General features: G+C 63.8%; 18 protein-coding genes, 2 pseudogenes and 1 riboswitch. Of the genes and pseudogenes, 12 read left to right on the forward strand and 8 right to left on the reverse strand.

Annotated features, from left to right (window positions below; genetic code table 11):
• Together H6B51_RS18475 and H6B51_RS11735 are read right to left on the reverse strand one after the other, a co-directional pair.
• Positions 1–151: pseudogene (locus H6B51_RS18475) on the reverse strand (gephyrin-like molybdotransferase Glp); the annotation flags it as partial.
• 1 nt (position 152) lies between these two features.
• Complete coding sequence (locus H6B51_RS11735) at positions 153–1,178, reverse strand: molybdopterin-binding protein (RefSeq protein WP_204883869.1); 1,026 nt, start codon at positions 1,176–1,178, stop codon at positions 153–155.
• A 71-nt stretch (positions 1,179–1,249) separates the two neighbouring features.
• A riboswitch (molybdenum cofactor riboswitch) is annotated at positions 1,250–1,366 on the reverse strand.
• A 533-nt stretch (positions 1,367–1,899) separates the two neighbouring features.
• Here H6B51_RS11735 and H6B51_RS11740 point away from each other — a divergent pair.
• Both H6B51_RS11740 and deoC read left to right on the forward strand, forming a co-directional pair.
• Positions 1,900–3,027 (forward strand): DUF362 domain-containing protein, encoded by a 1,128-nt coding sequence (locus tag H6B51_RS11740; protein ID WP_204883870.1) that lies wholly within the window; start codon positions 1,900–1,902, stop codon positions 3,025–3,027.
• A gap of 23 nt (positions 3,028–3,050) precedes the next feature.
• On the forward strand, positions 3,051–3,716 hold the full coding sequence (gene deoC / locus H6B51_RS11745) for a deoxyribose-phosphate aldolase (RefSeq protein ID WP_204883871.1): 666 nt from the start codon (positions 3,051–3,053) through the stop codon (positions 3,714–3,716).
• Between the two features lie 308 nt (positions 3,717–4,024).
• Here the strand turns inward: deoC and H6B51_RS11750 are convergent, their stop codons facing one another.
• From H6B51_RS11750 to H6B51_RS11760, 3 genes are read right to left on the reverse strand one after another with little or no spacing between them, the layout of a single operon-like run.
• Positions 4,025–4,288, reverse strand: a complete 264-nt coding sequence (locus H6B51_RS11750) for an HPr family phosphocarrier protein (RefSeq protein WP_204883872.1) — start codon at positions 4,286–4,288, stop codon at positions 4,025–4,027.
• A gap of 35 nt (positions 4,289–4,323) precedes the next feature.
• The gene (gene pfkB / locus H6B51_RS11755) at positions 4,324–5,226 is read right to left on the reverse strand and encodes a 1-phosphofructokinase (protein ID WP_204883873.1); all 903 of its coding nucleotides are present in this window, start codon (positions 5,224–5,226) and stop codon (positions 4,324–4,326) included.
• Between the two features lie 34 nt (positions 5,227–5,260).
• Entirely contained in the window at positions 5,261–6,433 is a 1,173-nt protein-coding gene (locus H6B51_RS11760; RefSeq protein WP_243421277.1) for a M20 family metallopeptidase, read from the reverse strand.
• A gap of 131 nt (positions 6,434–6,564) precedes the next feature.
• Here H6B51_RS11760 and H6B51_RS11765 point away from each other — a divergent pair, with 131 nt between their 5' ends.
• On the forward strand, positions 6,565–7,929 hold the full coding sequence (locus tag H6B51_RS11765; protein ID WP_204883875.1) for an MATE family efflux transporter: 1,365 nt from the start codon (positions 6,565–6,567) through the stop codon (positions 7,927–7,929).
• Between the two features lie 79 nt (positions 7,930–8,008).
• Here H6B51_RS11765 and H6B51_RS11770 read toward each other — a convergent pair whose 3' ends face one another.
• The 3 genes from H6B51_RS11770 to H6B51_RS11780 form a co-directional block, all read right to left on the reverse strand.
• A complete protein-coding gene (locus tag H6B51_RS11770; RefSeq protein ID WP_204883876.1) occupies positions 8,009–8,860 on the reverse strand; it encodes a patatin-like phospholipase family protein in 852 nt (283 codons plus the stop codon).
• Between the two features lie 17 nt (positions 8,861–8,877).
• Positions 8,878–10,248, reverse strand: a complete 1,371-nt coding sequence (locus H6B51_RS11775) for an MATE family efflux transporter (RefSeq protein ID WP_204883877.1) — start codon at positions 10,246–10,248, stop codon at positions 8,878–8,880.
• Positions 10,249–10,380: 132 nt separating this feature from the next.
• A complete protein-coding gene (locus H6B51_RS11780) occupies positions 10,381–11,328 on the reverse strand; it encodes an AEC family transporter (RefSeq protein ID WP_335342152.1) in 948 nt (315 codons plus the stop codon).
• A gap of 125 nt (positions 11,329–11,453) precedes the next feature.
• Here H6B51_RS11780 and H6B51_RS11785 point away from each other — a divergent pair, with 125 nt between their 5' ends.
• The 9 genes and pseudogenes from H6B51_RS11785 to H6B51_RS11825 form a co-directional block, all read left to right on the forward strand.
• A complete protein-coding gene (locus tag H6B51_RS11785) occupies positions 11,454–11,711 on the forward strand; it encodes a YlmC/YmxH family sporulation protein (protein WP_204883878.1) in 258 nt (85 codons plus the stop codon).
• A gap of 127 nt (positions 11,712–11,838) precedes the next feature.
• The gene (gene glmS / locus H6B51_RS11790) at positions 11,839–13,671 is read left to right on the forward strand and encodes a glutamine--fructose-6-phosphate transaminase (isomerizing) (RefSeq protein ID WP_204883879.1); all 1,833 of its coding nucleotides are present in this window, start codon (positions 11,839–11,841) and stop codon (positions 13,669–13,671) included.
• Between the two features lie 17 nt (positions 13,672–13,688).
• Positions 13,689–15,272 (forward strand): ABC transporter substrate-binding protein, encoded by a 1,584-nt coding sequence (locus H6B51_RS11795; protein ID WP_204883880.1) that lies wholly within the window; start codon positions 13,689–13,691, stop codon positions 15,270–15,272.
• A gap of 84 nt (positions 15,273–15,356) precedes the next feature.
• Positions 15,357–16,316: an ABC transporter permease gene (locus H6B51_RS11800; protein ID WP_204883881.1), complete on the forward strand. Its 960-nt coding sequence runs from the start codon at positions 15,357–15,359 to the stop codon at positions 16,314–16,316.
• A gap of 4 nt (positions 16,317–16,320) precedes the next feature.
• Positions 16,321–17,202 carry an ABC transporter permease gene (locus tag H6B51_RS11805; protein ID WP_204883882.1) on the forward strand — a complete coding sequence of 294 codons (882 nt, stop codon included), beginning with the start codon at positions 16,321–16,323 and terminating at the stop codon, positions 17,200–17,202.
• A gap of 12 nt (positions 17,203–17,214) precedes the next feature.
• Positions 17,215–18,825, forward strand: coding sequence for a potassium/proton antiporter (locus tag H6B51_RS11810; RefSeq protein ID WP_204883883.1), 1,611 nt, complete (start codon positions 17,215–17,217; stop codon positions 18,823–18,825).
• 73 nt (positions 18,826–18,898) lie between these two features.
• Positions 18,899–19,453, forward strand: coding sequence for a winged helix-turn-helix domain-containing protein (locus H6B51_RS11815; protein WP_204883884.1), 555 nt, complete (start codon positions 18,899–18,901; stop codon positions 19,451–19,453).
• A gap of 88 nt (positions 19,454–19,541) precedes the next feature.
• Complete coding sequence (locus H6B51_RS11820; protein WP_204883885.1) at positions 19,542–20,807, forward strand: replication-associated recombination protein A; 1,266 nt, start codon at positions 19,542–19,544, stop codon at positions 20,805–20,807.
• A gap of 73 nt (positions 20,808–20,880) precedes the next feature.
• Positions 20,881–21,343: pseudogene (locus tag H6B51_RS11825) on the forward strand (M23 family metallopeptidase); the annotation flags it as partial.

Raw genomic sequence — 21,343 nt, forward strand, 5'->3', positions numbered from 1 at the left:
GGTCGAAGGGGGGCTGGTCCAGGGGGGCGTGGGCGTCGGCGGCCAGGGTCCGGCCCAGGGCGTCGGCCAGGGGCAGGACTTCTGCCCCCAGAGGGGAGACAGCTCCGGCAATCAGCTCCAGCGCCTCTTCCAGAGAAATCCGCGTCACCATCTCAGTACCCCTTTCCGAAGGGGCAGATGGGATAATGACACTCCGGGCAGCCCAGGCACAGTCCGCCGTGGCCCATGGCCTTCAGGTCCTTCCGGGTGACCCGGACCCCGGCGGCGATCCGTGGGAGCACCAGGTCGAACACGGTGGCCTTGGCGTACATGACGCAGCCGGGCAGCCCCAGGATAGGGGTGCCGTCGGCGAAGTAGCCCAGCAGGAACATGGCCCCCGGCAGCACGGGAGCCCCGTAGGAGACGATGTCCGCCCCGGTGTCCTTGATCGCCCCGGGGGTGCGGTCATCCGGGTCCACGCTCATGCCCCCGGTGCACAGCACCAGATCCACCCCCTTGGCCTTGAAGTCCAGGGCGGCGGCGGTGATGGCGGCCATGTCGTCTCCGGGCAGGCAGTGCTCGGTGACCTCAATGCCGTAGGCCGCCAGCTTTTGGATGATGACAGGGGTGAAGCTGTCCTGGATCAGCCCCTTGGACACCTCGCTGCCGGTGGTGATGAGACCGCAGGTTTTCAGCTTCCAGGGGGTGAGGGAGAGGAGGGGGGTGGGGCCCGCCAGGGCCTCCGCCTCCTTTAACTTGTTCTCCTCGATGACCAGGGGGATGATGCGGGTGCCCGCCAGCTTGTCCCCCCTGTGGACGGCGGTGTTGGTGTGGCGGGTGGCGATCATCAGTTCATCCTGGCCGTTGAGGGCCTCCAGCCGGGCCACATCCACCTGAAACAGACCGTCTATGTCGGCAATGAGCTCTACCTTGCCCTCCTTCACGGGGGTGGCGTGCATGTGCTCGTTCTGGCAGAGGGCCCGCAGCCGGTCCGCCGCCTCGTTTTCGTGGAGGGTACCGGGCTGCTTCTCCCATACGTACAGATGCTCCTTGCCCATGCTCAGTAGTACGGGGATATCCTCCTGGGTGACCACATGACCCTTGCGGAACCGGGCGTCCTTGGTGACGCCGGGAATGATCTGGGTGAGGTCGTGGCAGAGCACATGACCCACTGCTTGCTGGGTGTCGATCAATTTCATGGCGATTCCTCCCAAAACAATAAGGGGGGCACCGTCTTTTCGACAGTACCCCCCTGAAACAGGCGCAATACACCCCTGAAACGGAGGCTCCTTTTCAAAGACGGAAGGCCCTGCCGTTTCCAGCGGGACCCTGGCGGTCCGCCATAGGCCAGGCCCTTAGGCGAAACCGCTCGGAGCGATTTGTTTTTTGTCAGCATATCATATTTTCAGGGGCGGCGCAAGGGCACGGAAGGAATTACGCCACGTATAAGCTGAAAAAATATGCAGGACAGAACGGCAAAAGAGGATGTGGACATGGTGTGTTTTGACCAGAGGCAGAAAAGTGCAAGACAAAATATGGAAGGAAAAGGGCTGAATTTCGTTGAGATCCGGCTATAATGATTGACATAAAGCTTAAAATCTTGGGGTATACGAGAAGTTATCCCCATTATCCACATGGTTTTCCACCTGAAAATGGGGATAACTCTGTGCAAATATCTATGTTTCAACGGAAAAATTCTGGAGAATATTTTTTGCAAAAAGAAAACTGACAGGTTTCCGGTGACATAATGCGAGAACGCGGACAGCTTTGAATCGGAGAAGGAGAGGACCTGCAAAAGAACCTTTCCGGGAAACCTGCAAAAGAACCTTTCCGGGAAAGGGCTTGCAGGGAAAGGAAAACCAGTATAAAATGAGAAAGACTTAACTTGATACCGTGCGACCAAGGAGGAACACGAAGAAAATGGAACAGGCAAAGGTATATTGGTCTGACCTGCGCTGCCGCCCCGGCAAGAACCTGCTGGATAAGCTGACCCGGCTGATGAAGGCGGCAGGCATGGAGCAGATCGACTTTGAGAAAAAATTTGTGGCCATCAAGATGCACTTCGGGGAGCCGGGAAACCTGGCCTTCCTGCGGCCCAACTATGCCAAGGCGGTGGCCGACCTGGTGAAGGAGCTGGGAGGCGTGCCCTTCCTCACCGATTGTAACACGCTCTATCCTGGCCGCCGGAAGAACGCACTGGAGCATCTGGACGGGGCCTATGAGAACGGCTTTTCCCCCATGTCCACCGGTTGTCAGATCATCATTGCCGACGGACTGCGGGGCAACGATGACGTGGAGGTGCCGGTGGCGGGAGCTACCCACATCCAGACTGCCAAGATCGGCAAGGCGGTGATGGAGGCGGACATCGTCATCTCCCTGTCCCACTTCAAGGGCCACGAGCAGACCGGCTTCGGCGGGGCCATCAAGAACCTGGGCATGGGATGTGGTTCCCGCCGGGGCAAGATGGAGCAGCACGCCCAGGGCAAGCCGGTGGTGAGTGTCCGCAGGTGCGTGGGCTGCGGCAAGTGCGCCGCCCAGTGCGCCCACGGGGCCATCAGCTACGGCCCCGACCGGAAGGCCTCCATCGACCAGGACAAGTGCGTGGGCTGCGGCCGGTGCATCGCTGTGTGTAACGTGGACGCTATCCACGCCGGTCAGGACAACGCCATGGAGGAGCTGAGCTGCCGTATGGCGGAGTACGCCAAGGCGGTGGTGGACGGTCGGCCCCACTTCCACATCAGTCTGGTCATCGACGTGTCTCCCTATTGTGACTGCCACGGGGAGAACGACCTGCCCATCCTGCCCGACGTGGGTATGTTCGCATCCTTTGATCCGGTGGCCCTGGATCAGGCCTGTGTGGACGCCTGCCTGCGGCAGCAGCCCATCCCCGGCTCCGCCCTGGATGACCAGATGCATGAGTCCGGGTTCTGCGACCACCACGACCACTTCATCAACAGCATGCCCAACACCGACTGGAAGGTGTGCCTGGCCCACTGTGAGGAGATCGGCGTGGGTACCCGCTCCTATGAGCTGATCCAAGTGAAGTAAGCACAGAGAAAGGAAGGTCATTTATGGACGTGAAGGAGATCCTGGCCCACTGTGACCATACCCTGCTCAAGCAGGAGTCCACCTGGGAACAAATCAAGGCGGTATGTGACGAGGGGCTGAAGTATGGCTGTGCCTCGGTGTGTATTCCTCCCGCCTATGTGAAGCAGGCCGCTGACTATGTGGGCAACGACCTGAAGATCTGCACCGTCATCGGCTTCCCCAACGGCTATTCCACCACCGAGGTGAAGGTGTTCGAAACCGAGGACGCCATCCGGAGCGGCGCCGACGAGATCGACATGGTCATCAACATCGGCTGGGCCAAGGACGGCCGGTGGGATGAGCTGCTGGAGGAGATCAAAAGCGTCAAGGCCTCCTGCAAGGGCCGCATTCTGAAGGTCATCGTGGAGGCCTGCCTGCTCACCCAGGAGGAGAAGGTGGAGCTGTGCCATATTGTCACCGAGGCGGGGGCTGACTTCATTAAGACCTCCACCGGCTTCTCCACCGGAGGAGCCACCCGGGAGGATGTGGCCCTGTTCAAGTCCAATGTTGGCCCTGACGTGCGGGTAAAGGCCGCCGGAGGTATCCGTACCCTCCAGGACGCCGAGGACTTTATCCGCCTGGGCGCCGACCGTCTTGGCACCTCCGCCATCGTGAAGCTGGTGAAGGGCATGGAGGTTCAGGGGTACTGACGGTCTGATCGGTCGGCGCCCGGGACCCGCCGCAGGCGGGACGCCGCATATGCGGCGCAGGCCGGGGGAATTCACTTTCCCCGGCCGCAAATGAAAGTAAGGGGTACCCACGGGATCATGATCCCGTGGGGCTGCCGACCGCCTGGGTACCTCCGCCATTGTCAAGCTGGTGAAGGGCATGGAGGTCCAGGGATACTAATCGCCAGCCATGAACCGGTCGGGTGATCGGGATAAAAGACCGCGCCCCATTTACCAAGCGGGTTTCATACCGCCTGGCAAATGGGGCGCGTTTTATGGATTATCTTGTTTTATTCCCCCAGGCCGGATTCGATGAGCTCCACAGCGGCCTTGAGGGCCTCGGTCTCCCTGGGCCCGGAGCACCGGATCTCCAGCTCACTGCCCTGGCGGATGGGGGCGGCCATCAGGTGCATGATGCTCTTGCCGTTGATGACGGCGTCGTTGCAGAGGATGGTCACATCACAGGGATACTGGGCCATGGTGTCAACAAAGAGCTGGGCGGGGCGCATATGGATGCCCTGAGGATTGATGACCTTGGTGATGGCGGATACCATGGGATTCCTCCTTACGATATGGGATCGGCGGGTGCTCAGAGCTGCCGAAGCAGGTCCAGGATCTCTTTCCCGGTGGCCAGGCCGTCGGTGAAGGCGGTGGCGGAGCCGGCGGCGGTGCCAAGGCGCTGGGCGTAGCCGTAATCGCCCGATTCCAGCCATCCTGCCAGAAAACCGGCCACCATGGCGTCTCCCGCTCCCACCGAGTTGCGGACCGTTCCCCGGGGGGCGGGCAGCTGTCGGCAGCCCCCGGCCTCGTCCAGCAACAGGGAGCCCTTTTCCGCCAGGGAGACCAGCACGTTTCGCGCTCCCAGCTCCCGGAGCCGGGCGGCTCCCCGGTGAAGGGCGTCGCCGTCCTCAAGGCGTTCTCCCAGCAACTCCTCCAGCTCCAGGCGGTTAGGCTTGATGAGGAATGGATGGTAGGGGAGAGTGCTGCGGAGCAGAGGTCCGGCGGCGTCTACCACGAACTGGATACCCCGATCCTCCAGCCGGGCCAGAATTTGCTCATAGGCGTCCTGGGAGAGGGCGTCGGGCACCGAGCCGGAGAGAATCAAAAAGTCTCCGGAGGCCAGCCGGTCCAGCTTATCCTGGAGCGCCAGCAGTTCCCGGCGGCCGATGGCGGGCCCCTGGCCGTTGATCTCGGTCTCGTCGCGCCCCTTGACCTTTACGTTGATGCGGGTGAGCCCCTGGGGCAGCCAGATGAAGTCGGTGCGCAGGCCGGCTTCCCGCAGGCCTTCCTCCAGAGCACGGCCCGTAAATCCGGCCAGAAAGCCAAGGGCCACGTTGTCTACCCCCAGGTTGTGGAGCACGGTGGAAACGTTGATTCCCTTGCCTCCGTATTGTACCGCCTCCCGCCGGGCCCGGTTGATCCGGCCGGGCAGGAGGGAATCCAGCCACACCACGTAGTCCAGAGCGGGGTTAAAGGTCACCGTATAAATCATATGCCAACCTCCTGAAAATCAGTACCTCCGGATCTCAGCCCAACCCCACCAGGGCGGACTGGGCCAGCAGGGCGGCGGCCAGGGGAAGGGCCGAATCATCGGTGCGGAAGTGTTCGTTATGCCAGCAGAGGTTATGCCGGCCCGGGAAGCCGGAGCCCACCCAGTAGAAGAAGGCGGGTACCGCCTGGCCAAAGACGGCGAAGTCCTCGGAGCCCATGTCGGGGGCAGGGGAGACCACATCCTCCGGTCCCACCAGGGCCAGGGCAGCCTTGCGGGCCAGGGCGGTCATCTCGGGGGAGTTGACGGTGGGGGGCACGTCGGGGATGAACTCCACCTCCGCCGTGCAGCCGTAAGCGGCGGACACCCCCTCCGCCAGCTCCTTCAGCCGCCCCTGAGCGTGGGTGGCGGCCTGGGCCCGGTGGGCCCGGATGCTGCCGGTCATGGTGAGCAGGTCGGGGACGAAGTTGTCCGGGGTGCCCGAGCGGATGGACAGCACCGAGCACACCAGGCTGTCCAGGGGGTCGGTGTTGCGGCTCACCACCGTCTGGAGGGCGTTCACCACAGCAGCTCCCGCCACGATCACGTCGGTGCATTTGTGGGGGGAGCCTCCGTGGCCGGCGGTGCCGTGGAGGGTGATGACAAAGTGGCTCTTGCCCGACATGACCGGCCCCTCCATGACGGCGATCTGCCCGGCGGGCAGCTCGGGGCGGTTGTGAAGGCCAAAGAGACAGTCCGGCCTGGCGGGCAGCTTGTCCCACAGACCGTGGTCCACCATGGCCCGGGCCCCCTGGGTGATCTCCTCAGCGGGCTGAAAGAGGAACACCACGTTCCCCGCCAGCTCTTTCCGGCGATCCGCCAGCAGTGTGGCCGCCCCCAACAGGGCGGTGGTGTGGAAGTCGTGGCCGCAGCCGTGCATCACCCCGTCCACACAGGACACCGCCCCGTCGTGGGGAGCCTCCTGCTGGGCGATGGCGTCGATGTCCGCCCGGAGGGCCACCGTACGGCCAGGTTCGGCCCCCCGCAGCAGGGCCACTACCCCAGTATCCATACCCAGGTCGATCAGCTCCAGCCCCAGGCCGGTCAACCGCTCCTTCAGCTGTGCGGTGGTGCGCTTCTCCTGAAAGCTGAGCTCGGGGTGGGTATGCAGATCATCCTTAAAGGCCCGCAGTTCGGGCGCCAGGGCCCTGGCCTCCTCCAACAGTGTCATAACCATCCGTTCCTTTCTGGTTGCCCGCCGGATATTTTCATAGTATAATCAATAGGTAAGCCTTTGACGGGCTTTCTTTTCTTTATACATATACCGCAAATCGCCTCTCATTGCAAGGGCGGAAGGGGGGAATGGTCACGCAGACCCAAAATGACTTTACCAAGGGCAGCGTCGCCCGGAATATCGTTCATATGGCGGTGCCCATGACGGTGGCCCAGCTCATCAATATTTTATACAACATCGTGGACCGGATGTACCTGGGCAGGCTGCCCGGCCACCTGGCCCTCACCGGATTGGGGCTGTGCCTGCCCATCATTTCCATCATCATGGGGTTTGCCAACCTGTGCGGCATGGGCGGGTCCCCTCTGTGTTCCATCCAACGGGGCAGGGGAGAGAACGACGAGGCCGAGCGCATCATGGGCAACTCCTTCACCCTGCTGCTGCTCTTCGGCATGGCCATCACCGTCCTGTGCCTGCTGTTCCGCCGGCCGATCCTCTACCTCTTCGGGGCCAGCGACGTGACCTTTCCCTACGCCAACGATTATCTCACCATTTACATCCTGGGCACCCTGTTTGTGATGATCGGCCTGGGCATGAATCCCTTCATCAACGCCCAGGGCTTCAGCCGGGTGGGCATGGTGACGGTGGCGGTGGGGGCGGCGGTGAACATCGTGCTTGACCCCATCTTCATTTTCCTGCTGGGCATGGGGGTGCGGGGAGCCGCCCTGGCCACCGTCATCTCCCAGGCCTGCTCGGCAGTGTGGGTGCTGCGATTCCTCACCGGGGAGAAGGCCATCCTCCGGCTGCGGCGCTCCGCCCTGGCGCTGGAGTGGGGCCGGGTGAAACGGATCCTCTCCCTGGGGGCTTCCGGATTCATGATGTCCCTCACCAACAGCCTGGCCCAGGTGCTGTGCAACGCCACCCTGGAGGCCTATAGCGGAGATCTGTACGTGGGAGTTATGACCGTCATCAACTCCATCCGGGAGGTCATCACCATGCCCGTCCAGGGTATTACCAACGGCTGCCAGCCGGTGTTGGGCTTCAACTTCGGCGCCCGGCGGTACAGCCGGGTCAAGAGGGGCATCCGGTTCACCGCCCTGGTAACGGTGGGATACTCCCTGGCGGCCTGGGCCCTGGTGATGCTCTTCCCCGAGCCGCTGATCCGGATTTTCAACGACGAGCCCGACCTGATCGCCGCCGGAATCCCCGCGTTCCGGATCTACTTTGCCACCTTCTTCTGCATGTCCTTCCAGTTTATCGGCCAGTCGGTGTTCGTGGGGCTGGGCCGGTCCAGGCAGGCAGTGTTTTTCTCCCTGCTGCGCAAGGCCTTTATCGTGGCTCCCCTCACCCTCATCCTGCCCGCCCTGGGCCTGGGGGTGGACGGGGTGTTCCTGGCCGAGCCTATCTCCAATGTGGTGGGAGGGCTGGCCTGCATCATCACCATGTATTTCCTGGTCTACCGGTCCATGAGCCGGCAGGAGGACGGGATGGAGTAAAAAGGGACTGTTGCTGATTGGTAAAGCAACAGTCCCTTTTTATCACCGCTGTCTGTTTCGGTTTGCCCGGGCTGACAGCTCAGGCGCCCCAGAAGGCTTTGACCTCCTCCAGCCGCTCCAGGCCGTGACGGTAGCCGTCCTGCCACAGGGCGCGGATCTTGGCCACGTCCTTTTCGGTGCGGTGGAAGCCCTTGGTGTTTTCCGGGGCGAACACCAGTACCTTGCCCTCCCGCTCCAGCTGGAACAGCTTCTCCCGGGAGGAATTGTACACCTCCGCCCGACGGCGCATGGTTTCACAGAAATTGGGGTACTTCCGATAAACCCGGTCGATGAGGGGCTGGAGGGACTCTTTTTTCCGACGATAGCTCCGCTCCCGGGTGAGCACCACCACCACCCGGTCGCACCCCATTTCAAAGGCCCGGTCGTAGGGGATGGCGGCGGAGGCTCCGCCGTCCAGGCAGGGCACCCCGTCGATGTGGAAGATGGGGAAGAGCAGGGGCATGGCGCAGCTGGCCTGGAGCACCACGAACTTCCGGTCGCTCCGGTCCACCGGGTAGTAGGCCGCCCCGCCGGTGTCCAGGTTGGTCACCGCAGCCTCCACCTGGCCGGGGAAGTCGTAGAAGGTCTGGTAGTCGAAGGGAATGAGCTTGTTGGGAATCTCTCCAAAGACAAAATCCAGACCAAAATAGGCCCGGTTGCTCCCCTTGAGCAGATTGCCCATGCCCATGTACCGTTTATCCTTGACATAGTTGAGCATGATATCCAGGTTACGGCCGCTCTGGCGGGACACATAGCTCACCCCGTAGGCGATGCCGGCGGACACCCCCACCACATAGTCGGGCAGCAGCCCGATGGTGAGCAGAGCGTCGCACACTCCGCTGGAATAGATGGTGCGGATGGCGCCGCCCTCCAGTACGATCCCGGTTTTCATGGACAACACGACCTTTCTCAGATAGATAGCAGATGTTTGCGGCACCAGGCCTTGCTGTGCCACCGCCACAGGAAGAGCAGAGCCCGCAGGCACTCGTCACAGGCCATGGCGATCCACAGACCCACCAGCCCCAGGCCCAGGGGCACCGCCAGCAGGAAGCCCCCCAGAGCGGCGGTGAGCCAGGCGCTGAAGATGCAGATGGTGATGGGGAAGCGGATGTCGCCGCAGGCCTGGAGGGCCCGGCACATGACCATATTTACTGCCCGGCCCAGCTCCAGGGGGATCTCCACGATCATAATGAGCCGGAAGAGCTCCAGCACCTGGGGGTCCTGGGTGAACAGCCCCAGCAGGGGACGGCAGAAGGTGAGCATCACCACCGACATCAGCCCGGAGATGGCCAGGGAGGCCGCCAGGGTGCGCTTCACCAGCCGGTCCACATCGTCGATGCGCTCGGCTCCCATGAGCCGGGCGGTGAGCACCTGGGCGGCCTGGGAGATGGCCGAGCCGAACATATAGGTGACTGTGGCGAACATATTGGCGTACACCCGGGTGTTGATGACGAAGAGGGGGAGCAGGTTGCAGGTGGACTGGATGCACACCTGGGACAGGTTGTAGGAGATAGACTCCCCGCCGGCGGGCACCCCGATGCGCAGCAGCCGGCCCAGCTGGTGGGTGGGGAAGGGGCGCAGCAGCTTGAGGGAGAGGACGGGGCCGAACTTCCGGCGGAAGAGGACGGCGATGATCACCGCCCCCACCAGCCGGGACAGGTCGCTGGACAGGGCGGCCCCCGCCACCCCCAGGGCGGGCAGGCCGAAGGCCCCGCCGATGAGCACCGCGTTGCCCCCGATGTTCAGCAGGTTCATGACCACCGCCACGATCATGCTCTCCTTCATCATCTGATTGGAGCGAAAGAAGGCGGTGAAGGTGAGGTACACCGACTGGAACACCATGCCCCCGCCGATGATGCGCAGGTAGAGGCAGGCCCGGTCAAAGATCTCCGCCGGTACCTGCATCAGGGTGAAAATGGGCCCGCAGAAGACCATGAGCAGCCCGCCGATGGCCAGACCAAAGAGGCCGTTGACCACCAGGGAGACGGTGTAGGTCTCGTTGACCCGGCGGCGATCCTCCTCCGCCCCCAGGTATTGAGAGATCAGGATGGTGGAGGCGGTGGAGATCACAGAAAAGACCAGCAGCACCAGGTTGGTCACCTGGTTTGCGTTGCCGATGGCCCCTACGCCGTAGGGGTCGAAAGCCCCCACCATGGCCTGGTCGGCGTTGCCTACCAGCATTTGCAGCAGCAACTCGATGAAAATGGGCCAGGTAAGGGACAGAATGCCCCGATCCCGTCTGGTCTGCGTGGGGGCGGATAGGGTGACGGTGCGTTCCATAGAAACAGCTCTTCCTTCTTGTATTCTTAAAATATGCTATAGTATAAGAGCTGTTCCTCCAAATGCAAAGGGGCAAAACCACCGCTTTTTTGGGGTGGTCTGCCCCTGGATTCTGTCAAATATGTAAAAGGCTCAGATGAAAGCCATGGATTTCAGCAGGTAGAGCCACAATGTAAGGGTAAAGGCGCTGAAAGCGGTGGTGAGCATGACAGTGCTGGAGGTGATGGTGCCCTCGTGACCAAGGTTGCGGGCCATGACGAAGCAGCTGACGGTGGTGGGGCTGCCCAGCAGGGTGAGGGTGGCCACCAGCTTGTCGTCCCGGAAGCCCATGGCCACGGCCACGGGCAGGAAGATGGCCACAAAGACCACCAGCTTCAGGCAGGTGGCCCCCAGGGCGGGCCTGATGCGGCCCAGGGCCTTTTTCCAGTCGAAGGAGGCGCCCAGGGCCATGAGGCCCAGGGGGGTGGCGGTAGCCGAGACGCTGCTCACGGACTTTTCCAGGATGGTGGGGATGGGGAGCCGCAGCAGAGTCCACACCAGGCCTACCACGATGCCCAGGATGATGGGGTTGGTGGCCACCCCCTTGGCTACCTTTTTCAGAGCGCCCTTGGACAGACCGTTCTGGGTGGGGCTGGTGAGGGAGAGCACCGTCACTGCCGCGGCGTTGTACAGGGGCACCGCCCCGATGATCACCAGGCTGGCCGCCCCGGCGTTGCCATACAGGTTCTCCAGGAAGGCGGCCCCCAGCAGGGCCACGCTGCTGCGGTAGCCCACCTGGATGAACTCCCCCCGAAGGGGCCGCTCCTTCAGCAGGCGGCTGAGCAGGGCGGTGAGCAGGATGGACAGCAGGGTGGCGAAAAAGCAGAAGAGGACGAAGGAGGTATCCCACACCTGGAAAAAGTCCGATCCGGTGAGATCCTTGAACATCATCACCGGCAGGCCCACCTTGAACACATAGCTGTTGAGCTTGTCGGCAAAGGCCTGACTGAAGTAGTTGATCTTGCGGAGAAAGAGCCCCAGCAGCATCATCACGAAGATGGGAACGGTGCCGTTGAGGCAGTACACCAGATTGTCCAGCATGGAAGGGCCTCCCAATATCAAATTCCGTAACCTTCATTATATTCTCTTTTTCGCCGGGACGCAAGTTACCGGAAGGTAATGTGCCGCCGGTCGAGGGCATAGGGATAGAGAAAGGAGGGATGCCTGTGGAGTGCCGGGGCTGGGAGCTGCGGGAAAAGGAGGTCATCGACCTGTCCGACGGCAGCCGGATCGGATATGTGGGGGACCTGATGGTGGACCTGGAGGCGGGACGGGTGACCGCCCTGGTGGTGCCGGGGCGGCTGCGGCTCTTCGGCCTGTTGGGACGGGAGCCTGACCGGGTCTTTCCCTGGCAGGCGGTGCGTCGGGTGGGGGCGGACGCCGTCCTGGTAGAGGGGGACGGACTCCCCCGGCTTTGGGAATAGCTTGCACGAATATGGGGGGACGGCCTGTATTTTCGGCCGTTCCCCATTGTTTTACAAGGTAAAGCGTGTTATACTATTTACTTAATTGTACGTGTACGGTACACCAGATCTCAGGAGGAATCTACTCATGTGCGGAATCGTTGGTTATGTTGGACGGGAAGAGGCCGCCCCCATCTTGCTGGACGGCCTCTCCAAGCTGGAATACAGAGGTTATGACTCGGCGGGCGTGGCGGTCTACGGCGCCCGGGAGGGCATGCAGGTCTCCAAGGCCAAGGGACGGCTCCAGGTCCTCAACGACCTGATCCGGGGGGGCGAGACGGTCCACGGCACCATCGGCGTGGGCCACACCCGCTGGGCCACCCACGGGGCCCCCTCCGATGTGAACTCCCACCCCCAGGTCAGTGAGAACGGCCGGTTTGCCGTGGTCCACAACGGCATCATTGAGAACTACGCTGAGCTGCGGGAATTTCTCCAGTCCATCGGGGTGCAGTTCGTCTCCCAGACCGATACGGAGGTGGTGGCCCAGCTGCTGGAGTACTACTACGACGGGGATCTGCTGATGGCGGTGACCCGCACCCTCCACGCCATCCGGGGGGCATACGCCCTGGGTATCCTGTGCGCCGACTGTCCCGACCGGCTCATCGCCGCCCGGAAGGACTCCCCCCTGATCCTGGGCTTTGGCGACGGGGCTCACTACCTGGCCAGCGACGTCACCGCCCTCATCAAGTACACCCGGGAGGTATGCTGGCTGGAGGACGGGGAGATCGCCGAGCTTACCGCCGACCATCTGTGGGTGTACGACGCCTATCTGCGGCCGGTGGAGAAGGAGCGCCACCATGTGGACTGGGAGATCTCCGCCGCGGAAAAGGGGGGCTACGAGCACTTCATGATCAAGGAGATCATGGAGCAGCCCGAGGCCATCCGCAAGACCATCTCTCCTCGTATCCGCAACGGGGAGGTGGTGCTGGACGATCTCAAGCTGTCCGCCAGGGACCTGGAGGAGATGGACCGGCTGTATATCATCGCCTGCGGCTCCTCCTACCACGTGGGTATGGCAGCCAAGTACGTCATGGAAAAGCTGCTGCGCAAGCCGGTGGAGGTGACCCTGGCCTCGGAGTTCCGGTACTGCGAGCCCATCGTCACTCCCAACACCCTGGCCCTGGTCATCAGCCAGTCCGGCGAGACCATCGACACCCTGGCCGCCATGCGGGAGGCCAGACGGTTGGGGGCAAGGGTGATCTCCATCGTCAACGTGGTGGGCTCCACCATCGCCCGGGAGAGCGACGGGGTGCTGTATACCTGGGCGGGGCCGGAAATCGCCGTGGCCACCACCAAGGCCTACTCCACCCAGCTGGCGGTGGTATACCTCATCGCCCTGTACGCTGCCCGGCTGCTGGGTACCATCACCGCCCAGGAGTATGACGCCATCCTGGCGGAGCTCCAGCGGGTACCCGACAAGCTGGAACAGATCCTCAACCACAAGGAGGATATCCAGTACTTTGCCACCCTTTACTTCAACCGCCACTCCATGTTTTTCATCGGCCGCAACCTGGACTACGCCGTGGGGCTGGAGGGTTCCCTGAAGCTGAAGGAGATCTCCTATATCCACTCGGAGGCCTACGCCGCCGGGGAGCTGAAGCACGGCACCATCTCTCTCATCGAGCCGGGCACCCTGGTGGTGGCTCTGGCGGGGTATACCCCCCTGTTTGAAAAGACGGTGAGTAACGCTGTGGAGGTGAAAAGCCGGGGAGCCGACGTGCTGGGGCTCACCACCCAGGCCATGGCGACTGCTCTGAAGGGTACCGCCGACCACGTCATCGCCATTCCGGAGACCCACCCCATCCTGCTGCCCTCCCTGGAGGTGGTGCCCATGCAGCTGTTTGCCTACTACACCGCCCTTCAGCGGGGCTGTGATATCGACAAGCCCCGGAACCTGGCCAAATCGGTGACGGTGGAATAAATATACGGAGGAATGACATGAAACGACTGACGGCGTTGACCCTGGCCGCCGCCCTTGCTCTGGGCCTGACCGCCTGCGGCGGGGAAGAGAAGGGGCCCACCGGCGGGGAGGAAATTACCGTGCGCTACGGCATGTCCAGCGCCTGGGACTCCCTGATGCCCTACAACAGCCCCTCGGGCAGCAACTATACCCGCATCATCTGCGATAAGATCTACGACCGGCTGGCCTATGTCCACGCCGACGGTTCCCTGGACCCCCGGGGTGCGGTGAGCTGGGAGAGCGCCGGAGGGGGCATGGCGGTGACCTTCCACCTGGATGAGGACGCCGCTTTCCACGACGGCACGCCGGTCACCGCCCGGCACTGGGCGGACACCATCGCCCTGATGACCGACCCTGACTGTCCCGCCCTGGGCCGGTCGGTGTTCTCCGTCCTGGCGGGCACCGATGAAAACGGGGCGGCCATTGAGACCGAGCCTCTGGGGGCGGAGGCGGTGGACGAGTACACCCTGCGCCTCACCTTCAAGACCCCCACCACCCCGGAGGACTTTCTGCTGGACCGCAACCGGGAGTTCTACGTGCTGCCCACCCACCTGCTGGAGGGGGTGGACCCGGCGGAGGTGATGGATCTGGCCCTGTGGGAGGCCCCTGTGGGCTCCGGGCCCTGCAAGTTCGTGGAGGAGATCCCCGGCAGCCAGCTGGTGCTGGAGGTCAATGAGGACTATCAGCTGGGCAGTCCCGACTTTGACAAGCTGGTGGTCACCGTCATGGACAAATCCAACCTGCTGCCCTCCCTGATCTCCGGGGATCTGGACTACTACACCTTCGGGGGCAATCTGGCGGCGGAGGACGCCCAGACCGCCGCCGACGGCGGCATCGACGTAGTGGAGGGCACAGTGCCCAACACCTTCTACGAGCTGATGCTCAACTGTGAGACCATCCCCAGCGCCCAGATCCGCCGGGCCATCGACCTGGCCCTGGACAAGGAGACCCTGTGTCTCCAGTCCACTCAGGGCCTGGGGGAGCCCACCGCCACCGACGTGACCCCCGGTACCGCCTACACCTGTGACCTGACCTGGGCGCGGGACGTGGAGGAGGCGAAGGCCCTGCTGGAGGAGGGGGGGTATGCCGGGGAAAGCTATACCCTTGCCTGCACCTCCAACCGCGCCGGCCTGGCCGCCCTGATGCAGCAGGAGCTGGCGGAGGTGGACATCACCCTCACCGTGGAGACGGTGGACTCGGCGGCCCTCTTCGCCGGCATGAGCGAGGGGAAGTACGACATGGCCATCGCCAGCCACACCCCGGGGGCCACCCCCCTGTGGTTCACCGGCAGCCGGCTGACCCCCAGCAACAACATCTTCCACATCGCCGACCTGACCCCCTACACCGCCCTGGTGGAGGAGATCCGGGGGGCGGCGGACCAGACGGCCCGGCAGACGGCCCTGGATGAGCTCCAGGCCCTGCTGGCGGCGGAGCGGCCCTTCATCCCCCTGTGGTTCGGCCGCACCCTCCACGCCCAGTCTCCCACCATCGACAACATCGACTACCCCTCCGCCAGCTTCTCCAACGAGAACATCTGGGAGTGGCGGATGAAGGAAGCCTGAATCCAACAGAAATAACCTCCGTAGGGCCCAACCCATAGGGCCCGTGCCCCGCCCGGGGCCGGAAGTGCAGGAGGACGCGTATCCATGGGACAGTATATCCGCCGGCGGCTGGTGACGGCCATCCCGGTGTTTTTCGGTATTACGATTTTGGTATTTCTCATGCTCAATCTGGCCCAGGGCACGGTGGCCGACCTGATGGGGGAGGGCACCGGCGCCAGCGACGGCGACCGGGCCACCCTGGAGGCCGCCCTGGGCCTGGACCAGCCTCTGCCCGTCCGCTATCTCTCCTGGCTGGGGGGACTGCTCCGGGGGGACCTGGGCACCTCCTACCTCACCGGCCGGGAGGTGGGCAAGCTGATCGCCCAGCGGGTGGGCCCCTCGCTGCTGCTTACCGGCACCGGGGTGGTACTGGCGGTGGCCCTGGCCATTCCTCTGGGGATGCTGGCCGCCTGGAAGCCCCGCTCCGGCTGGGACAGGCTGGCCTCCGGCCTGAGCCTCATCAGCTTTGGGGTGCCCGGATTTTTCCTCTGCCTGGCGGGCATCTTCCTCTTTTCGGTGACCCTGGGGTGGCTGCCCGCTAACGGCATGTACACCGCCGGGCGGTACGCCGGCCTGGGCGATCTGCTTGCCCACCTGATCCTTCCTGCCGGGGTGGTGTGTCTCAGCAGTCTGGGGGAGCTGGTGAAGCAGACCCGCAACGCCTGCCTGGAGACCATGGGGGAGGACTACATCATCACCGCCCGGGCCAAGGGCCTGGGGGACCTGGCCATTATGACCCGTCATGTGCTCCGGGGGGCGTTTGTCCCCGTGCTCACCACCATCCTCAGCCACATTCCCCACATCCTGGGTGGCTCTGTGGTGGTAGAGCAGATCTTCGGCTGGCCGGGGATGGGCAGCCTGCTCTTTTCCGGCATCTCCGACCGGGATTACCCGGTGGTGATGGGGGTGACGGTGGTCATCGCCCTGGCGGTGCTGTGCACCAACCTGCTGCTGGACCTGATCTACGGCCTGGCCGACCCCCGGGTCCGATACGGAAAGGGGTAGGCCCATGGGAGAGAGACGAAACGCCCGCTCCCCCTGGAGCAAATTCCGGGCCGACCGGCGGGCCATGGCCTGTCTGATGATCTTGTGCGCCGAGCTGCTGGCGGTCTTTCTCCTGCCCCCGCTGCTGGGGCTGGAGCCCAACGTCAGCGACCTGGAGGCGGGGTTCTGGGCCCCGCCCTCGGCGGAGCACTGGCTGGGCACCGACGATGTGGGGCGGGATCTGCTGGCCCGACTGCTCCACGGGGGACGGGTGTCCCTGCTCATCGGCCTGTTGGCCGCCGCCATCAGCACGGCGGTGGGGGTGCCCCTGGGCCTGCTGGCGGGCTACCGCCGGGGAGGCTGGGAGTTCTGGATCATGCGGCTGGCCGACCTGTTCCAGACCTTTCCCTCCATCGTGCTGGTGCTCTGCCTGGTGTCTCTGGTGGGGGCCTCGGCGGCCAACATCGTGCTGGTGCTGGGCCTGCTGGGGTGGACGGGGATCGCCCGGCTGGTGTACGCCAACACCCTGACGGTGCGGGAGCAGGAGTATATCATGGCGGTGCGGGCCCTGGGGGCCAGCCGGGCCACCATTCTGCGGCGCAACGTGCTGCCCAATGTGATCTCCCCGGTGTGGTGCTCCATCCCCCTGCGGGCGGGGCGGGCCATTTTGTCCGAGTCCAGCCTCAGCTTTCTGGGCTTCGGCATCCGCATCCCCCAGGCCTCCTGGGGCAGCCTGATCCAGTATGCCAGCAACCTGACGGTGCTCACCCGGCGGCCCTGGGTATGGCTGCCGCCGGGGCTGCTGCTGATCCTCACCGTCCTGTGTCTGGCGGGCATCGGGGACGGCATGCGTGACGCGTTGGACCCCCGGGCCCGGCGGGCCTTTCAGAGGGAACTCAATCCATGAACGGAGGAAACTATGGTACCTTTTCTGCTCCTGTGCTCCCTGGTCATCCTGGCCTGTATCGTAGCCAGCTGCCTGTCTCATCGGCTGGGAGTGCCGGCCCTGCTGCTTTTCCTGGCGCTGGGTATGCTCTTCGGGTCGGATGGAGTGCTCCGCATTCCCTTTGACGACTTTTCCGCCGCCGAGCAGATCTGCTCGGCGGCCCTCATCTTCATCATGTTCTACGGTGGCTTTGGTACCCGGTGGGAGGCCGCCAAGCCGGTGGCGGTTCCCGCCATGGTGCTGTCCACCGCCGGGGTGCTGGTCACCGCCCTGCTCACCGCCCTGTTCTGCCACGTTGCCCTGGGCTATACCCCCCTGGAGAGCTTTCTCACCGGAGCGGTCATCAGCTCCACCGATGCCGCCTCGGTGTTCTCCATCCTCCGTTCCAAAAAGCTGGGTCTGCGCAACAACACCGCCTCCCTGCTGGAGATGGAGAGCGGCAGCAACGACCCGGTATCCTACATGCTGACGGCGGTGGCACTGTCCATGCTGGGGGTGGGTCAGAGCGGCAGCATTCTCTGGATGGTGGTCTCCCAGGTGCTCTTCGGTGCCGCTCTGGGGGCGGCGGTTGCGGCGGGCTCTATCTTCGTGCTGCGGAGGTTGCGGCTGAGCGACGGCTTGGACTCCATTTTCATCACCGCCGCCGCCATCCTGTCCTACGCCCTGCCCGCCTATGTGGGAGGCAACGGCTACCTGGGGGCCTATCTGGCGGGCATTTTGCTGGGCAATGCCAGGATCCCTCACAAGGCCCCTCTGGTCCACTTTTTTGACGGGATTACCGGCCTGGCCCAGATCGTCATCTTCTTCCTGTTGGGTCTGCTGGCCTTTCCCCATCAGCTGCCCTCGGTGTTCCCGGCGGCGGTGGCGATCGTGCTTTTTCTCACCTTCGTGGCCCGGCCGGCGGCGGTGTTTTTACTGTTAAAACCCTTCCGGTGTACCCTGCGCCAGTGTTTGCTGGTGTCCTGGGCGGGACTGCGGGGGGCGGCCTCCATCGTGTTTGCCATCATGGCAGTGGCCAGCGGGGCTGACATCGGCCACGACTTGTTCCATATTGTGTTCTGCATGGCCCTGCTGTCGGTGGCGGTCCAGGGCTCCCTGCTCCCTCTGGCCGCCCACAGGCTGGACATGGTGGACCAGGAGGACAACGTAAGCCGTACCTTTACCGACTACCAGGACCAGCGGCAGATGCACCTGACCCGCATCCATATTTACCCCGAGCACCCGTGGGCGGGCCGGTCCATCGAGGAGTGCCGGCTGGCGGGGGATACCCTGGCGGTGGTGGTGCGGAGAGGGGAGGAGAGCATCATCCCCAACGGCTCCACTGTGGTGCAGCCCGGAGACATCCTGGTACTGAGCACGCCGGTCTACCAGGAAGAGGACGGAGTAAGCCTGCGGGAGATGCCTGTAGATGAGCACCAGGACTGGATCGGCAAGGCCATCCGGGAGCTGAACATTCCCCCGTCGGTGCTCATCGTGCTCATCCGCCGCTCTGACGGCACCACCGTGGTGCCCAAAGGTAAGACGGTAGTACGGAAGGGAGACGTATTGGTGGTGTGCGAGCTGGAGGACAGCGCCGCCGGGTAAAAATCAACCCTTGCCATAACCACGGGGTAAGTGTTATGATAGTTACAAGAACAGGCAGAAGGGGGCTGGACTTGTGGACGATTGTGTCGATCTGATCGAGAAAAAGCAGTTTCGCGTGATGCTGCACCCGGTGCGGCAGGAGATGCTCCATCTGCTCCGGCTGCGGGGCAAGCCGGTCTCGGCCAACAGGGTGGCCGAGCGGATGCAGCTGTCCCCCTCCGGCGCCCAGTCCCACCTGCGCAAGCTGGTGGACCTGGGGGTGGTGGCCGAGCTGGAGCGCACCCGGGAGGACGGGGTGAAGCTCTACTACTATCAGGCCAAAAACGTGAAGCTCCGGCTGTGCCTGGGCAGGGAGGACGCCTTCCAGGGGGAGCGGGAGGCCCTGGCGGCCAACCTGACCGACGGTACCTTCCGCAGCCTACTGAGCACCTCCTACCGCCACGATGAAAAGACCATGGATGAATACGGAGTGCTCCGCTTCGGAGCTCTTCATATGACTGCTGAGCAGCGGGCGGGCCTGGTGAAGCTGGTAGACCAGTACCTGGACCGGCTTGGGGTGCCCCAGCCCGACGCCAAGGAGCACTGGGAGTATGTGGTGATGGCCTACCGGGCGGAGGGGGACCTGTGACCCGGCCCTTTACGAACAATCGAACATGTGTTAGAATGGAGCGGAGAACACACGCTCCATTCTTTTTTTGCGGAGGGAGGACAGTCCCATGACATACCGGCCTTTGGCGGACGAGATCCGGCCCCAGACCCTGGACCAGGTGGTGGGCCAGCGGCACATTCTGGGGGAAAACGGCCTGCTCCGGCGGATCATCGAGGGAGGGAACATCCCCAACCTGGTGTTTTACGGCCCCTCGGGCACCGGCAAGACCACCGTGGCCAACATCATCGCCAGGCGCACCAACCGGCCCCTCCACCGGCTCAACGCCACCACCGCCTCCCTCTCCGACGTGAAGGATATCATGGGCCAGGTGGGCACCATGCTGGCTCCCGACGGGGTGTTGCTCTATTTGGACGAGATCCAGTATTTCAACAAGAAGCAGCAGCAATCCCTGCTGGAGTTCATGGAAAACGGCAAGCTGACCCTCATCGCCTCCACCACCGAGAACCCCTATTTTTACGTCTACAACGCGGTGCTCAGCCGGGCCAGCGTCTTTGAGTTCAAGCCCCTGGACGCCGCCGACGTGGGCCCCGCCGTGGAGCGGGGCATCCGCCTCATGGGGGAGCGGCTGGAAGGGGAGCCAGTATGCCAGCCCGGGGTGGTGGAGCACATTTCCTCGGCCTGCGGCGGGGATGTGCGTAAGGCTATGAACGCGGTGGAGCTGCTGCTCAATTCGGCCAAACGGGAGGATGGGAAGCTCCTGGTCACCCTGGCCGACGCTCAGGTGGTGGCCCAGCGATCCGCCATGCGGTACGACCGGGAGGGGGACGACCACTACGACATCGCCTCCGCCCTGATGAAGTCCCTCCGGGGCTCCGACCCGGACGCCGCCCTCCACTACCTGGCCCGGCTGCTGGAGGCGGGGGACCTGATCACCGCCATCCGGCGGCTGCTGTGCTCGGCCAGCGAGGACGTGGGCATGGCCTATCCCCAGGCCGCCCTCATCGTGAAGGCTCTGGTGGACAACGCCCTCCAGCTGGGCCTGCCCGAGGCCCGGCTGCCCCTGGCCCAGGCGGCCATCCTGCTGGCCACCGCACCCAAGTCCAACTCGGTGTACCAGGCCATCGCAGCCGCCCAGGCCGATGTGCGCAAGGGCAGGACGGGGGACTACCCCCGCCACCTGCAAAACGTCCACGCCGACTCGGCGGGGCTGGAGCGGGAGCAGGGGTATCTCTATCCCCACGACTTCCCCCACCACTGGGTCAAACAGCAGTACCTGCCCGACCTGCTGGAGGGGGCCCAATACTACCACTATGGGGACAACAAGACCGAGCAGGCCGCCCGGCGGTACTGGGAGGAGATCAAAAACCGCTGACTTGTCCGCATAATCCCTCCGTGATACGCATATAGATAGCCCAACCTCAGCAACAGAAGGGAAGGGCCTGAATATGGCGGAGCGGCACAGAGTGGGGCGGAGACGCCCCGCGGAGCGGAGCAAGGGGACCACGGGACAAAAGAAGGTGCTGGGGCCCAGGGAGCGGCGGCGGGCCATCCAGCTGGCGGTGTGCCTGGCCCTGTTCCTGGCGGTCTTTGTAGGTAAGGGGATCTTTCCCCAGCGTCTGGCGTCCCTGCGGCAGGAGCTGCTGGAGCTGCTGCAAACGGACACTGATTTTCAATCCGCCTTTTCTCAGGCGGGGGCCTCTATCTCCCAAGGGGAACCCGTGCTGGACACCCTGGAGGGTCTGTGGGTGGACGTGTTCGCCGGGGGCGGGTCCATGTCCGGGGGACTGGGCTCCCTGGCCGCCGCTCAGGCGGCCGCCCTCAGCGGGTTTGGCCATAAGACGGGGGCCACCCTGGTAAACCGGATGCCCGAGGAGACGCCTGCCCTGGCGGCCACGCCCGACCCTACGC

This window comes from Pseudoflavonifractor phocaeensis, assembly GCF_016901955.1.
Lineage (GTDB): Bacteria > Bacillota > Clostridia > Oscillospirales > Oscillospiraceae > Flavonifractor > Flavonifractor phocaeensis_A.